The 14,263-nt window shown below is 61.5% G+C and carries 13 protein-coding genes; 8 read left to right on the forward strand and 5 right to left on the reverse strand.

Features of this window, described 5'->3' with window-relative positions:
* The first annotated feature begins 4 nt into the window (after positions 1-4).
* Positions 5-3,706 carry a cobaltochelatase subunit CobN gene (gene cobN / locus MWU53_RS11295; RefSeq protein ID WP_247093374.1) on the forward strand — a complete coding sequence of 1,234 codons (3,702 nt, stop codon included), beginning with the start codon at positions 5-7 and terminating at the stop codon, positions 3,704-3,706.
* A gap of 29 nt (positions 3,707-3,735) precedes the next feature.
* Positions 3,736-4,185: a GNAT family N-acetyltransferase gene (locus tag MWU53_RS11300; RefSeq protein WP_247093376.1), complete on the forward strand. Its 450-nt coding sequence runs from the start codon at positions 3,736-3,738 to the stop codon at positions 4,183-4,185.
* Here MWU53_RS11300 and MWU53_RS11305 read toward each other — a convergent pair.
* A complete protein-coding gene (locus tag MWU53_RS11305; RefSeq protein WP_247093378.1) occupies positions 4,182-4,496 on the reverse strand; it encodes a hypothetical protein in 315 nt (104 codons plus the stop codon). The genes MWU53_RS11300 and MWU53_RS11305 overlap by 4 nt on opposite strands.
* Before the next feature lie 162 nt (positions 4,497-4,658).
* Here MWU53_RS11305 and MWU53_RS11310 point away from each other — a divergent pair, with 162 nt between their 5' ends.
* The 3 genes from MWU53_RS11310 to MWU53_RS11320 all read left to right on the forward strand — a co-directional run bounded on the left by MWU53_RS11310 (position 4,659) and on the right by MWU53_RS11320 (position 6,921).
* Positions 4,659-5,864, forward strand: coding sequence for a hypothetical protein (locus MWU53_RS11310; RefSeq protein WP_247093380.1), 1,206 nt, complete (start codon positions 4,659-4,661; stop codon positions 5,862-5,864).
* A 113-nt stretch (positions 5,865-5,977) separates the two neighbouring features.
* Entirely contained in the window at positions 5,978-6,586 is a 609-nt protein-coding gene (cobO, locus tag MWU53_RS11315) for a cob(I)yrinic acid a,c-diamide adenosyltransferase (protein WP_247093382.1), read from the forward strand.
* A 23-nt stretch (positions 6,587-6,609) separates the two neighbouring features.
* Positions 6,610-6,921 carry a YciI family protein gene (locus tag MWU53_RS11320; RefSeq protein WP_247093384.1) on the forward strand — a complete coding sequence of 104 codons (312 nt, stop codon included), beginning with the start codon at positions 6,610-6,612 and terminating at the stop codon, positions 6,919-6,921.
* A 23-nt stretch (positions 6,922-6,944) separates the two neighbouring features.
* Here MWU53_RS11320 and MWU53_RS11325 read toward each other — a convergent pair whose 3' ends face one another.
* Positions 6,945-8,600, reverse strand: a complete 1,656-nt coding sequence (locus MWU53_RS11325; protein WP_247093387.1) for a thiamine pyrophosphate-binding protein — start codon at positions 8,598-8,600, stop codon at positions 6,945-6,947.
* Positions 8,601-8,674: 74 nt separating this feature from the next.
* Here MWU53_RS11325 and MWU53_RS11330 point away from each other — a divergent pair, with 74 nt between their 5' ends.
* Entirely contained in the window at positions 8,675-9,220 is a 546-nt protein-coding gene (locus MWU53_RS11330) for an NAD(P)H-dependent oxidoreductase (protein ID WP_247093389.1), read from the forward strand.
* On the opposite strand, the gene MWU53_RS11335 is transcribed toward MWU53_RS11330, so the two are convergent.
* Both MWU53_RS11335 and MWU53_RS11340 read right to left on the reverse strand, forming a co-directional pair.
* Positions 9,211-9,615, reverse strand: coding sequence for a VOC family protein (locus MWU53_RS11335; RefSeq protein ID WP_247093391.1), 405 nt, complete (start codon positions 9,613-9,615; stop codon positions 9,211-9,213). The genes MWU53_RS11330 and MWU53_RS11335 overlap by 10 nt on opposite strands.
* 12 nt (positions 9,616-9,627) lie before the next feature.
* Positions 9,628-10,668, reverse strand: coding sequence for an FAD-dependent oxidoreductase (locus MWU53_RS11340; RefSeq protein ID WP_247093393.1), 1,041 nt, complete (start codon positions 10,666-10,668; stop codon positions 9,628-9,630).
* A 55-nt stretch (positions 10,669-10,723) separates the two neighbouring features.
* Between MWU53_RS11340 and mnmD the strand changes: the two genes are divergently transcribed.
* Positions 10,724-11,413, forward strand: a complete 690-nt coding sequence (gene mnmD, locus MWU53_RS11345; RefSeq protein ID WP_247093395.1) for a tRNA (5-methylaminomethyl-2-thiouridine)(34)-methyltransferase MnmD — start codon at positions 10,724-10,726, stop codon at positions 11,411-11,413.
* 9 nt (positions 11,414-11,422) lie between these two features.
* Positions 11,423-12,286 carry a DMT family transporter gene (locus MWU53_RS11350; protein WP_247093397.1) on the forward strand — a complete coding sequence of 288 codons (864 nt, stop codon included), beginning with the start codon at positions 11,423-11,425 and terminating at the stop codon, positions 12,284-12,286.
* On the opposite strand, the gene MWU53_RS11355 is transcribed toward MWU53_RS11350, so the two are convergent.
* Positions 12,276-14,237, reverse strand: a complete 1,962-nt coding sequence (locus tag MWU53_RS11355; RefSeq protein WP_247093399.1) for a lytic transglycosylase domain-containing protein — start codon at positions 14,235-14,237, stop codon at positions 12,276-12,278. The genes MWU53_RS11350 and MWU53_RS11355 overlap by 11 nt on opposite strands.
* Between the last annotated feature and the right edge of the window lie 26 nt (positions 14,238-14,263).

Here is a 14,263-nt window from a genome sequence, read left to right on the forward strand (position 1 = left end):
CGATATGCATCTTCTGGCAGCTACTCCGGGCAGCATTGATGACGGAAAAGAACCGGTAGATCTGGGGCAGACACCCTCGGATTTGGTGTTCATTTCTGCCGCAGACACGGAACTTGCAGGGCTGGCCCAAGCGCGGGCCGAGATGTCGGACGCGCCCGGTCTGCGTCTGGCCAACATGATGCATCTGGCGCACCCGATGTCAGTGGACCTGCATATCGACAACTGCGCGACGAAGTCCCGTCTGGTTGTGGCACGCGTGCTTGGCGGTGTCGGTTACTGGAAATATGGGGCCGAGCAATATGCCGCCCATCTTCGCGACGCGGGCGTGCCTTTGGCGCTTTTGCCGGGCGATGACAAGCCGGACGCCGAACTGCGCGCGCTGTCGACCGTGTCCGATGAAGATTACGATGCGCTTTGGGCGTATCTGGTCGAGGGCGGGCCGGAAAACTCGGTTGGGTTCCTGGACTATGCCAAGGCGATGATGGACGGCGGCGACAAGCCCGAAGCCGCACGCCCCCTGCTGCGTGCGGGAGTCTACTGGCCGGGCGCAGGCGTCGCGGATCTGACCGCAGCGCAAGAGATGTGGACCGACGGCGCCCCCGTTGTGCCCGTCGTCTTCTATCGCGCGCTGGTGCAAGGCGCGGGGCTGAACCCGATCAATCGACTGGTGAAGTCGCTGTTGCGTCAGGGGCTGAACCCGCTGCCGGTGTTCGTGGCGTCTTTGAAAGACCCGGTATCCGTCGCGACGCTGGAAAGCCTGTTTGCCGAGGCCGCGCTCGACGTGATCCTGAACTGCACCTCTTTCGCCGTCGGATCGCCGCATGCAGGCGATGCCCCCAGCCAGAACCCGTTCGAAGCCCCGTGGTGCAACGCGGCGCCGGTGTTTCAGGTCGTGCTGGCTGGGTCCAGCGAAGAGGCATGGGCCGAGGGTCTGACCGGACTGTCTGCGCGCGACATCGCGATGAACGTAGCCCTGCCCGAAGTGGACGGCCGCATCCTGTCCCGCGCGATTTCCTTCAAGGGCGAAGCTTTCTTTGACGAGGCCACTGAATGCCCCATTGCCACCTACAAGGCGCTGGGCGACCGGGTGCAGTTCGTGGCGGAACTTGCCGCTAACTGGGCGCGTCTGCGGCGTGCTGCGACGGGCGACCGCAAAGTCGCGCTGATCATGGCGAACTATCCCAACAAGGATGGGCGTCTGGCCAACGGCGTGGGGCTGGATACGCCTGCCGCCGTGATGCACGCGCTGGGGCTGCTGGCGGATCAGGGGTACAGAGTTGCGGACGCACCTGCGGACAGCGATGCGTTGATGCAGGCGGTGATGGCGGGGCCGACCAACTGGCTGACCGATCGGGCCGCCCGTACGGGCGGCGTGTCCATGCCAATGTCCGACTATCAGATCAACTACGGCCAACTGCCATGGGAGATGCGCGAGGCGATTGAAAGCCGTTGGGGCAAACCTGAACAAGACCCATTCTTCACCCCGGGTGACGTCGACTGCGGGTCGTTCTCTCTGTCGGTGCTGGAGTTCGGCAACGTCGTCGTCGGCGTACAGCCTGCGCGTGGCTATAACATCGACCCGACCGAGACCTATCACTCGCCCGATCTTGTTCCGCCACACAACTATCTGGCCTTCTATTTCTGGCTGCGTCACGTCTTTGGCGCGCACGCGCTGGTGCATATGGGCAAGCACGGAAACCTCGAATGGCTGCCGGGCAAGGCTGTCGCCCTGTCCGAAACCTGCTGGCCCGAGGCTGTGATGGGCCCGATGCCCCATGTCTATCCGTTCATCGTGAACGATCCCGGCGAAGGCACGCAAGCCAAGCGCCGCGCGCAGGCCGTGATCATCGACCACCTGACGCCCCCCCTGACACGGGCTGAAACCTATGGGCCTCTGCGCGATCTGGAAGCGCTGGTGGACGAATACTATGAGGCTGCTGGCGTCGATCCCCGCCGGATCGTGCATCTGCGTCGTGAAATCCTGACGCTGACCCAAGCCACCGGGCTGGACGCCGATGTGGGCATGTCGGGCGAGGATGAGGACAGCGATCTGGCGAAATTGGACGCCTACCTATGTGAGCTGAAAGAAGCGCAGATCCGGGATGGTTTGCACGTGTTCGGGCAGTCTCCGACCGGGGATCTGGAGCGTGATCTAGGCATCGCGCTGGTTCGCGTGCCGCGCGGGCAAGGCGGGGGCGGAGATGCGTCACTGATCCGGGCTTTGGCGGCAGATTGCGGCGTAGATATCGACCCGCTCGATTGCGATATGGCGGCCACATATGACGGCCCACGTCATGCGCGGCTTGAGGCAATTGAAGCAGGCAAGTGGCGCAGCAATGGCGACACGGTCGAGCGGCTGGAGCTGCTGGCGCAGGCCGCTGTTCAATGGGATGAGGTGCCGGAGGAGTTCGCTGCAACGCGTCCGGTTCTTGACGCCTATCATGCGCAGGTTTTGCCTTCGGTGCGGGCCTGTGGGCCGGACGAGGGGAAGGGGCTTCTCACCGCCCTTGCTGGACAGTTCGTCGCCCCTGCGCCATCCGGCGCCCCCACCCGCGGACGTTTGGATGTACTACCCACGGGGCGCAATTTCTTCTCGGTCGACAGCCGCGCTGTGCCGACGCCGACCGCGTGGGCGTTGGGCTGGAAATCAGCCAGCCTGCTGATCGACAAGCACCTACAGACCCATGGCGACTGGCCACGTTCGATGCTGGTAACGGCATGGGGCACCGCCAACATGCGCACCGGCGGCGATGACATCGCGCAGGCCTTGGCGCTGATGGGCGTGAAACCCAAATGGGACAGCGCCAACCGCCGCGTGACCGGGTTCGAGGTGATCCCGTCCTCGGCGCTTGGCCGTCCGCGCGTGGATGTGACCCTGCGTGTGTCAGGCTTCTTCCGCGATGCCTTTCCGCAGCTGATTTCGTTAGTCGATAGCGCCGCACGCGCTGTGCAGGCCATGGATGAACCTAATGACGTGAACCCCGCCGCCGCGCGTGTGCGGGCGGGCGAGGGGACGTCGCGGGTCTATGGCTCGAAACCCGGAGCTTATGGCGCGGGTCTTCAGGCGATGATTGATGAACGCCTTTGGGCCGACAAGGCCGATCTGGCCGAGGCCTATCTGGAATGGGGTGGCTATGCCTATGGCGCGGGCAGCGAAGGCACCCGCGATCGTGAAGGGTTCGAGGCGCGTCTGGGTCAGGTCGAGGCCATCGTCCAGAACCAGGACAACCGCGAGCACGACCTGTTGGACAGCGACGACTACTATCAGTTCGAAGGTGGCGCAGCTGCGGCGGTGTCGACCCTTCAGGGTCGCGATCGCCCTATCTATCACAACGACCACTCGCGTCCCGAGCGCCCGGTGATCCGTACGCTGGAAGATGAGATTGGTCGTGTGGTCCGGTCCCGCGTTGTGAACCCGAAATGGATCGATGGGGTGAAACGCCACGGTTATAAAGGCGCGTTCGAGATCGCGGCGACGGTCGACTATATGTTCGCCTTCGCGGCCACGACGGGCGCGGTGCGCAGCCATCACTTCGATCTGGTCTATAGCGCTTTCATCGAGGATGACGATACCCGCGAGTTCATCGAGGAACATAACGACCCGGCGCTGAAGGAAATCGCCGAACGTCTGCGCGAAGCGATCGAACGCGGGCTTTGGACGCCACGGTCAAACTCGGCCCGGGCGATGCTGGACCAGATCCGGTGACCCCGCGACGGCTTAGGTCGGACGAAGATATGGCGCCAGTTCTGGCGCTGCTTCGCACCGCCTTCGCTGGGATGGAGGGGCGGATTGATCCGCCGAGTTCTTTGCATCAGTTGACCGAGGATGGGATCGCCGCACAGGTCCGGACAGGAGAGGTCTGGGTGATCGACGAACAGGCTTGCGTGTTTCTGACACCGCGCCCCGACGCCAATCCGCCCGAGCTTTATCTTGGTAAACTTGCGGTCCATCCAAACGCGCAGCGGCACGGGCTGTCACGGGCGTTGATCCATCTGGCCGAACAACGTGCACGTGCTTTACACCTGTCGGTTCTGCGTCTGAAAACGCGGGTCGAGTTGGTCGAGAACCACCACACCTTCGAACGGTTGGGCTTTACCAAAACCGCTGCGTACAGCCATCCGGGATTTGATCGCCCAACGTCATTCGAGTTTTCCAAGGTTGTGACGCCTAAGCCTGTCGATTAAGCCGCGTCGCAGTCGATCTTGGCGCGTTGAATGGCCTGATCCCCTGTCAAAGACCCTTTGACCACCTTACATCCCGTGGCCTGCTCAATCGCGATTTTCGCCCGGGCCAGAATCACCGGTACGCGGGGCAGCGCCTCGAATCCGATGCGATAGACCTCGACCCAGTTTTCGCGCTGATGCACCGAAAAGGTAGAGCCCTCGACCTCGACCCGCGTGGTTGCAGTGTCGCGATGCATGAATTGCGGACTGGGGCTGTCGCAGGCGGCGAGGGCCGTAAAGCTCAGAAAAACAAGGGAATGGACAAGGCGCATGGGTTGGGTCTCCTTCCTCTGCAGATTGCGGTGTCTTGGTTAACAATCGGTAAATCCGGGCAAATTCACCCCGCGACAACCTGTACACGGGCAGGGGCTTGCGAACTGTTGCAATTGCAATTATAAGATATTCAAGAAAACGAATATGAATGGAGAAATCCGATGCAAACCTCTCGTCCCGCGGATAAATATTCGCCGCTCTACTTCCTGGCCTCGGTCGGGGCCGGTGGCCTGTCGGTCACCTTCTTCATGTACCTGATGTTCTGGGTGAAACACCCGGGCCAGCCCGTGCCGGTCTTTGAGGACATTATGTCCGCCTTCACCACCGGATCGATGGGCATCAAGGTTGCCATCGCCGTGGCGTGGGCCGGGATTGCCGCCATGGTCTTCCTGAACCTGAAATACCTGATCTGGAACCTGAAGAGATTCTCGGCCTTCCGCAAAACAGATGCCTACACCGCGCTGAAGAACTCGAACGCAGAGACCACCATCCTTGCCATGCCGCTGGCCTTGGCGATGAGCGTAAACGGCCTGTTCGTCGCCGGTCTGGTCTTCGTGCCCGGCCTGTGGTCGATCGTGGAATACCTGTTCCCCTTCGCCATGGCGGCCTTTCTTGCCATCGGCATTCTGGCGCTGAGCTATATCGGTGACTTCCTTGGTCGTGTTCTGTCCAAAGGTGGTGTCTTCGATGTGACTGCCCATAACAGCTTTGCACAGATGCTGCCGTCCTTTGCGCTTGCCATGACCGCCGTTGGCTTTGCTGCCCCCGCCGCGATGAGCACAAACACCATCGTCGTGGGCGTATCGCTGGTTGGCTCGACCTTCTTTGGTACAGCAGCGATTGTCTATGCCGCTCTGGCCCTGTTCACCGCCTTCAACTCGATGCTGCATCACGGCACTGCCAAGGAAGCTGCCCCAACCCTGATGATTGTTATCCCACTGATGACCATTCTGGGCATCATGTTCTTGCGCCAAGACCACGGCCTGCACGCCACCTTTGACGTCCATGGCTCGGCTGCGGAAACCATGGTGTTCCTTGCCCGCCTGATGGCAGTACAGGTCCTGTTCGGGCTACTGGGTCTGGTTGTGCTGTCGCGCGTTGGCTACTGGAAAAGCTTTGTCTTCGGGAACGAGACTTCGCCCGGTTCCTATGCGCTGGTCTGCCCGGGAGTTGCCCTGTCGGTTCTGCTGCAGTTCTTCCTGAACTCTGGTCTGGTCAAAGCTGGCGTGGTCGACAAGTTCTCGGTCATGTACTGGGTGATTTCCGCCATTGCGATTGCGTTCCAAATGGCCATGATTGTCTTGGTTGTTCGCTTGAACAAACAGCATTTTGGCCGCGTACACAGTTCGGCCGTACCAGCCGAGTAATATACCACTCACGGTGGCCAAAATAGACGGGCGTCCTGATTTTCGGGGCGCCCGCACTTGCATCTGGTGGCATGTGCTCTCACACTGGTCTGACATTCAGAAGTGAGGCCAGAATGACCGTAGATCCCGATCGCCACGCCACAAAGATGGCAAAGAAGAAAGCCGCCCGTGACAAGATCATGGCGACGAAGACCGACAAGAAGGGTCTGATCATCGTGCATACGGGCAAGGGCAAGGGCAAAAGCTCGGCCGCGTTCGGGATGATTTTCCGCTGCATCGCTGCTGATATGAAATGCGCCGTGGTGCAGTTCATCAAGGGCGGCATGGATTGCGGCGAGCGTGATCTGATCAACGCCAAGTTCAGCGACATTTGCGAGTTCTACACGATGGGTGAAGGCTTCACGTGGGAGACCCAAGACCGCACCCGCGACATCGAGATGGCGCAGGCTGCGTGGGAGAAGTCGAAAGAGCTGATCCGCGATCCGTCCAACAAGATGGTCCTGCTGGACGAGATCAACATTGCCATTCGCTACGACTATGTCGACATCAACGAGGTGGTGAAGTTCCTGGTCGAAGAGAAACCCGACATGACCCACGTGGTTCTGACCGGGCGCAATGCCTCGGACGATCTGATCGAGATTGCCGATCTGGTGACCGAGATGGAGTTGGTGAAGCACCCGTTCCGGTCGGGCATCAAAGCGCAGATTGGGGTCGAATACTGATCCCCTAAACGGGAGGAGAAACGATGCCGAGATTCTACATGGCCTATCACGAGCCGACGGATGTGCCCGACGATCAGAAGGCTAAGATGCAGGCTGCGTATAAGGCGTGGATCGCCAAATACGCGGACGTGTTCGAAATGCCCGAGACGCCCTTTAAGGCACAATGGACCGTGGATGGTGATGGCCACCGCGAAGGGTTCAAGCAGCCGATGATGGGTTTTTGCGTGATCAACGCGCCGGACGCGGACACGGCCTTGGCGATTGCCAGTGAAAACAGCTTCATCCAGATGGGCACGATCCATCTGGCCGAGCTAATGGAGATGCCGAAGGGCTGATCCCTAGCGCCGGGGCGTGGCGGTCACCCCGCCTCGCCCTGTGCGCGCAACTGATCCAGCGTCAGCCCCGGCGTGGCGACCTGCTGGTCCACCACCAACTCGATGACAGCCAGTTTGCCTGACGCTTCGGCGCGGCGGAAAGCTGCTTCGAAGTCTTCCGTTCGCGTGACCGTTTCCCCATGGCCTCCATAGGCGCGGGCCAGATCCGCAAAATCGGGATTCGCCATATCCGTGCCCGAGACGCGCGCCGGGTAGGTGCGTTCTTGGTGCATCCGGATGGTACCATAGCGCCCGTTGTTCACGATGATCGCGATGGGTTTGGCACCGTGCTGCACGGCGGTCGACATCTCGTTCAGGGTCATCTGAAATTCGCCATCCCCAAGCCATGCAATGACGGTGCGGTCAGGATGTTGCAGGCTGGCGGCTACTGCGGCCGGGAAGCCATAGCCCATCGAGCCCGAGGTCGGGGCCAACTGCGTGCCGTATTCCTTGAAGCGGAAGTAGCGGTGCAGCCATGTGGCATAGTTTCCGGCTCCGTTGGTCATGATGGTGTCGTTAGGCAGAGTGTCCGACAGCCAGTGCATGATGCGCTCCAGCTTGACCGGGCCGGGGGTCTCGACCGGGGTCTGGAACGCGTCATAAGCTGCGCGGCCTTGTTGCGTCCATTCCGCCCACGGGGTGGCGGTCAGCGCGGGCTGCGCGCCAAGCGCCGAAATCGCTGAGGGGCCGGTCGCCAGCACAGTTTGGTCGGCGTGATAAACGCGACCCAGCTCTTCTGCGCAGGGATAGACATGCACGATCCGCTTGCCGGTCTGGATCGGGTTCAGCATCTCGTAGCTGCCAGTCACGATGTCGCCCAAGCGGCTGCCGAGAACGACCAACGTGTCGGCCGCGCCGAACATGGTTTTCAGCGCCGGGTTAATGCCAAGGCCGAGGTCTCCGACATAGTTCGGGTGGCGGTTGTCGACATAGTCCTGACGGCGGAAGGCCGTGGCGACGGGCAGGGCATTGGCGGCGGCGAATTCCATCAGCGCCGCACCCGCTTCAGCCGTCCAACCCGGACCGCCTGCGATCAGAAGCGGACGCGCGGAGGTCGCAATCGCGGCCATGATGGCACCTGCGTCCGCGCTGGACACGTTGCCCTGCGTGGCGGGTACGGCGGGGCGATCCGGCACATCAGCTACGTCGCTGAGCATATCCTCGGGCAGGGCGACCACGACGGGACCGGGGCGTCCGGTGCGGGCGACATGGAAGGCGCGGGCGAGGTATTCGGGCAGGCGATCGGTCTGGTCAACCTCGCAGGACCACTTGGCAAGCGGGCCAAAGAAAGCACGATAGTCGACTTCCTGAAACGCTCCGCGATCCCGGTGGCCGCGTGCAATCTGGCCGACGAACACCACCATTGGCGTGGCGTCCTGCATGGCGACGTGAATGCCGGAAGACGCATTTGTCGCCCCCGGCCCGCGTGTTACGAACAACACGCCCGGCGCGCCGGTCAGCTTGCCATGTGCCTCGGCCATCATCGCCGCGCCGCCTTCCTGACGGCAGACCACATTTTCGATCCCACTGTCGTAAAGCCCGTCCAGTGCGGCCAGAAAGCTTTCGCCGGGCACGGAAAAGACGCGGCTCACGCCTTCAGTTTTCAGGTGATCGACAAGGATTTGTCCGCCGTGGCGCATGGGTAAGTCTCGTCTTATCTTGACCTCTCATGTCGCGCGCCCCACATCCTTGGGACGCGAACAAGGAGGTTCATTTGTCCAAACACCAATTGCTTGGCATGTCCGGTTCCCTGCGTAAAGACGCAACCAACCGGTTCTTGCTGCGAAATGCTGCGCGGCTTTATGGCGATGCGGATTACGTCGAGGCAGATTTGAACTTGCCGCTTTACGATGGCGACCTTGAGGATGCCGAGGGGATCCCCGAAAGCGTGGCGAAACTGGCGGCGCAGATTGCAGCAGCGGACGCGGTGATCATCTCGACGCCGGAGTACAACAAGATGCTGACCGGCGTTTTGAAGAATGCGCTGGATTGGGTCAGCCGGGTGAAGCCTCATCCTTGGCAGGGCAAGCCTGTTGCCGTGATGTCGGCCGCCGGAGGTCGCGCGGGCGGAGAACGGGCGCAGGCGTCTTTGGTGGCGGCAATGGTGCCGTTTCAGCCCAAGCTTGTGATCGGGCCAGAGATCGCTGTGGCGGGCAGTTCGAAAGAATTCGACGAAAATGGCAATCTGACGAATGAGCGCTACGAGGCCAATCTGGTGAAGCTGATGGGGAAGCTGAGGGCCGCCGCGGATCAGTCCTGAAGCCGCTCAGCGATTTCGATCAGGTTTCCATCGGGGTCGCGAATGTAGATTGACTGGATTGGAAACTGTGCGCCGGTACGAGGCACAGGCCCTTCGACGATCGCGACGTTCTGTGTCTTCAAATGGGTCATCCACGCTTCCAGCGGTGTGTCCGACAGAAAACACAGATCGGCGCTTCCTGGCGTTGGGGTCGCCGCTTTAGGGTCGAATTCTCTGCCTGCCTGATGCAGGTTGATCTTCTGACGACCAAACTCCAAGGCCCAACGGGCCGTGCCATCGGCGACCTTGAACTGGATCGCAGTCATGCCTAGCACGTTGGCGTAGAAGGTTGCTGTCTGGTCAATGTTGGCGACTGTCAGGACGAAGTGATCCAGTGAGCTTAGTGTCGGTGTCATGCGGATGTGCTCCTACAAGCTGGCCTCGACCCGGAAATCTTCGGGGATCTCGTCGCGGCCTTCCAATACCAGATCCGCCATCAACTCCCCCACCCGCGGGCCCATACCGAAGCCGATCTTGAAGCCGCCATTGGCGATGAAGGCGCCGGGGCGGCCGGGGTATTCACCCAGCATCGGCGCGCGTGATTTGGCGCGGGGGCGGACGCCCGCCCAGCGTTCGATCACCGGGGCGTCTGCAAGGGCCGGGCAGGCGGCGCGGGCGCGGGCGATAACCTCGTCCAGTGCATCGTCACAGCTGGATGGATCGTCAAACTCACGTTCACTGGTGGACCCGATGGCGACCGTGCCATCCGCGTGGGGGATGATGTGCACGGCATCTGCAAACAGCTGCGGCATATCGCGGGCGTCATAGTCCAGAAGCGCGCTTTGTCCTTTGACACCGTTGCCAACGGGTTTGCCCAATTCCTCGGACAGTTTTACCATGCCCTGCCAGCCGGTCGCCCAGACCTCGGTCCCTTCCGAGGGGCCGTCGGTCACGACTTCGCCACCCTTGGCTTGGATTGCAGCGACCAAAGCGGCACCTGCCCGGCGGGGGCTCATCCGGGCGGTCAGTGTGTCGTAGATCAGGAAGCCCGTGGGGCTGATCGGCGCCCAATCGGGGAAGTCCGACGCTGGGCGCACCTGCCACACGGCTTTGCCTTGCCACAGCGTGTCGGCCTCGGCCGCGCGGGACTTGGCAAGGTCCAGCAGGCGTTCATCTGCGATGGGTTGTAAACGGCCTGACCGCGCATAACCGGGGGATTTTCCTGACACCGCTTCGACCTCGGCCCAATACGCTTCCGCCATGATCAGGCTGTCGAATTGAAAGGCTTTCTTGGCGTTCCAGCGTTCGGGGACATGCGGGGCCAGCGCGCCGACCAGACCTCCGGATGATCCCGCGCCCGGCCCATTCGGGTCGATCACCCGCACCTTCGCGCCACGTTTGGCGCAGCTCCATGCAACCGATAGGCCAAAGATCCCCGCGCCGTAAACTGTCACATCAGCGATTGCCATCAGAGCTATCCTTCTTCATGTTCGCGCAGGTTTCAAAAGCGTTCTAGGGCAGATCATGACAAAGCGCCAGACAACGACCACCGCGGCGACGATCACGTGGAAAGACAGCGGCGTGCCGGTGGCGGATCGGTTCGACGATCCCTATTTCTCGCTTGAAGATGGGCTGGCCGAGACGCGGCATGTCTTCATCGACGGCAATGATTTGGCTAACCGCTTTCGCCCGAGTTTCCAGATTGCCGAGCTGGGCTTTGGCACCGGTCTGAACATGCTGGCCGCGTTCATCGCGTGGCGCGCTTCGGGATCGCCCGAGGGGGCTGGGTTCACCTCGTTCGAGGCTTTCCCGATGGACGCCGCCGACATCGACCGCGCCCTGCAAACCTTCCCAGAGGCGCATGCGGTGGCTGGGCCTTTCCTGACGGCGTGGGCTGACGGAGCGCGGCGCTTTGATCTGGACGGGTTCACGGTCGAGGTGATCGAAGGCGACGCGCGCGAAACCCTCGCGGCTTGGGATGGAAAGGCGGATGCGTGGTTCCTCGACGGCTTCTCGCCCGCGAAGAACCCCGAACTGTGGGGCGAGGACCTTATGGCACAGGTTGGCATCCACACCGCGCCAAATGGCACGTTTGCGACATATACCGCCGCAGGTTTTGTGCGCCGTGCCCTAGACGCGGCGGGTTTCGATGTGGAACGTGTATCCGGATACGGGCGCAAGCGGCATATGAGCCGTGGAACATTGCGGCCCTAGAAGGACGCAATGGATCGCAACAATCAAATCGGCATCTGGCTGATGGTCGCCACGACCTTCGTTTTTGCGATGCAGGACGGGATCTCGCGCCATTTGGGCGGGGAATACAACGTCTGGATGGTGGTGATGATCCGCTATTGGTTCTTTGCGGCCTTCGTCATCTGGATCACCCGTCGCAATGGCGGTCTGAGCCAAGCGCTGCGCCCCGCGCGGCTGTGGCTGCAAATCTCTCGTGGCGCGTTGCTGGCGCTGGAAATCTGCGTGACGGTGATTTCGTTCACGTTGCTGGGGCTGGTGGAAAGCCACGCGATTTTCGCCGTTTACCCGCTGATGGTGGCTGCCCTATCTGGCCCGGTTCTGGGCGAGCATGTGGGCTGGCGGCGTTGGGCGGCGATCGCGGTTGGCTTCGTTGGGATTCTGGTGATCCTGCAGCCGGGGACGGGCGTGTTTTCACCCTATGCAATTATTCCGCTGCTCGGGGCCGCGATGTTCGCGGTCTACGGCTTGATGACGCGGCTGGCAGCCAAGACCGACAGCACGCAAACCAGCTTTTTCTGGACGGGTATTATCGGTGCCGTGGTGATGACCGCCATTGGCATTTGGTTCTGGCAGCCCATGTCGCAGGGCGATTGGGCGTGGATGGCGCTGCTGTGCTGCACCGGCGTATTGGGCCATTGGCTGCTCATCAAGTGCTACGAGTTTGCCGAGGCCAGCACCGTCCAACCCTTCGCCTATTTGCAACTGGTTTTTGTCAGCTTCATCGGCGTCTTGGTCTTCAACGAGACCTTGCACACCAATGTCGTGATCGGCGCGGTGATCGTTGTGTCGGCGGGCATTTTCACCCTGATCCGCAGCCGCCGCGCTACTTCTTAAGCTCTTTCGACAGGCGCAGCGGTTGCGTTTTCCCGGTCAGCCGCGCGCGATAAATAGGCAGGCTTTCGGTGACGCGCATCACGTAATTGCGGGTCTCGCGGAAGGGAATGTGCTCGATCCAGTCGATGATATCTACGGACGAGGAACGCACGTTCCCAAACTTCTCGGTCCAGTTTTGCGAGCGTCTGGGACCAGCGTTATAGCCCACCGCGATCAGCACCGGGTTGCCGTCGAAATCCTCGATCAATTTCGCCAGATATTCTGATCCCAGTCGCGTGTTATAGGCGGGATCCTCGGTCAGGCGTGCCTTGGAATAGGGCATGTCCAGCCGCTTGGCCATGTCAGACGCGGTGCCGGGCATCAGCTGCATCAAACCACGTGCACCAACGCCCGAGACGACCGAAGGGTCGAACTCGCTTTCGCGCCGGGCGATGGCCAGTTCCAAGGCGCGGGGCACGGTGCGGTTGCCGCGCCCAATATCGGGCGTCGGGAAATAGGGGCGAACGATGGTGTGGCCCTGTCGTGCGGCCTGCTTGGCGATCATGACCTGCAGGTGCGGCTCATTCACGCTTTCGGCCCATGCAGCCAGCTGTCCAATCTCTTCGCGGGTCAGGCTTTCGGCCAGATGGACCGAGAACCGCTCGGCCCAATACAGCTCGTCCGCGGCTTGCAGAAGGCGGGCGGCTTCCATTACCGATCCGCCCCAGAAGCTGGCCTGCCGGAAGTCTGGGAAAGGCTCCGACCCGATCAGGGTTGGGTCCATTGGAACGCCGGCTTTCTCGGCGGCCAGAAGGCCATAGAAACTGGTCTGGAACTCGGCACCGTATTCATAGGACGCTTGGGCCGAGACCTTATCCCCCAACGCCTCATAAGCGCGGCCCTGCCAATATCCGGCGCGACCAAGGCTGATCGGGGTTTCGACGCCCAGTTGGAAGGTTTGGAAATGTTCTAGCGCGGTGGCCGGATCGTTCAGCTTTCGCAGCGCGACATAGCCCGCCAACCATTCCAGATCGTTGCGATCCGATCCGTCCGTGATGTGATGCGCGCTTGCCAAGCGATAGGCCTGCTTGGGCTTGCCATCGCGCATCGACCAACGGGCCAAGACACGGCGCCAACTGCCCCAACGATCAGGCGCGCCAAGCGATTGGGCCGAGGTCGACCGCTCCAGCAGCAAGTCCACAGCATCCTGATTGCGCCCTTTCGAGGCCCGCCACAGGAAGCGTTCATAGGCCAGCCCCGGATCATCTGACAGGCTGGCAGGGATGGCCTTAATCAACGCGTCCACGCCGTTTTGCTTTTTGCGCAGCGCGATGCGAGCTGTGGCGAGTGCCTGTTTGCCGGTGGACAACAGCGGTATCATACGCCCCGCTTCGGTTGTCGCCCCGCGCCACAGCAGCATATCTGTCCGATCCCAGTGATGGGATTTCAGCGTATCGCCATAGCGCGAGACAAACGCATCGTGTTCGTCTTCGTCCAGAGACAGCGAAATCCAGCCAAGGATGATCTGCGCTTTGGCCTCTTCCCCGTTCCCTGTGGCCTTCAGCGCCTCGGCCAGACGCAATGCGCCGCGCCCGGTTTGCGGGGGCTGGTCGCGGAAGAAGTCCAAAACCTCGGCCGGTGTGTGATTGCGCGGAATTGATTCTTCGGATCGTTTGCGCAGAAGCTTCAGGCCGGGCCAGTCAGGGTGGCGCGCCAGAAAAGCGCGGGTGTCGGCAAAGCTGCCCTCGCTTTGCCGCAAGCGGTGCCATTCCAATATGTCAGCAGCCAGCGCACCGCCCTGTGCTGCTTGGGTCCGGGCGGTGTCCCAATCGCCGTCGCGCGCGGTTTCAATAGCCTTTTCAAAGGCCGAAACGGCCCCGGCATTTTGTGCGAAAGCGGGGTTGCTTGCAGCAAAACCAAGACTGGCGGCCAGTGTCAGGGCCGGGATAAGGCGTGATTTGATCCTGTTCATGTGCAAAACCTAGCTTTATGGCGCTA

It is taken from the genome of Aliiroseovarius sp. S1123, from assembly GCF_023015885.1.
Classification (GTDB): Bacteria; Pseudomonadota; Alphaproteobacteria; order Rhodobacterales; family Rhodobacteraceae; genus Aliiroseovarius.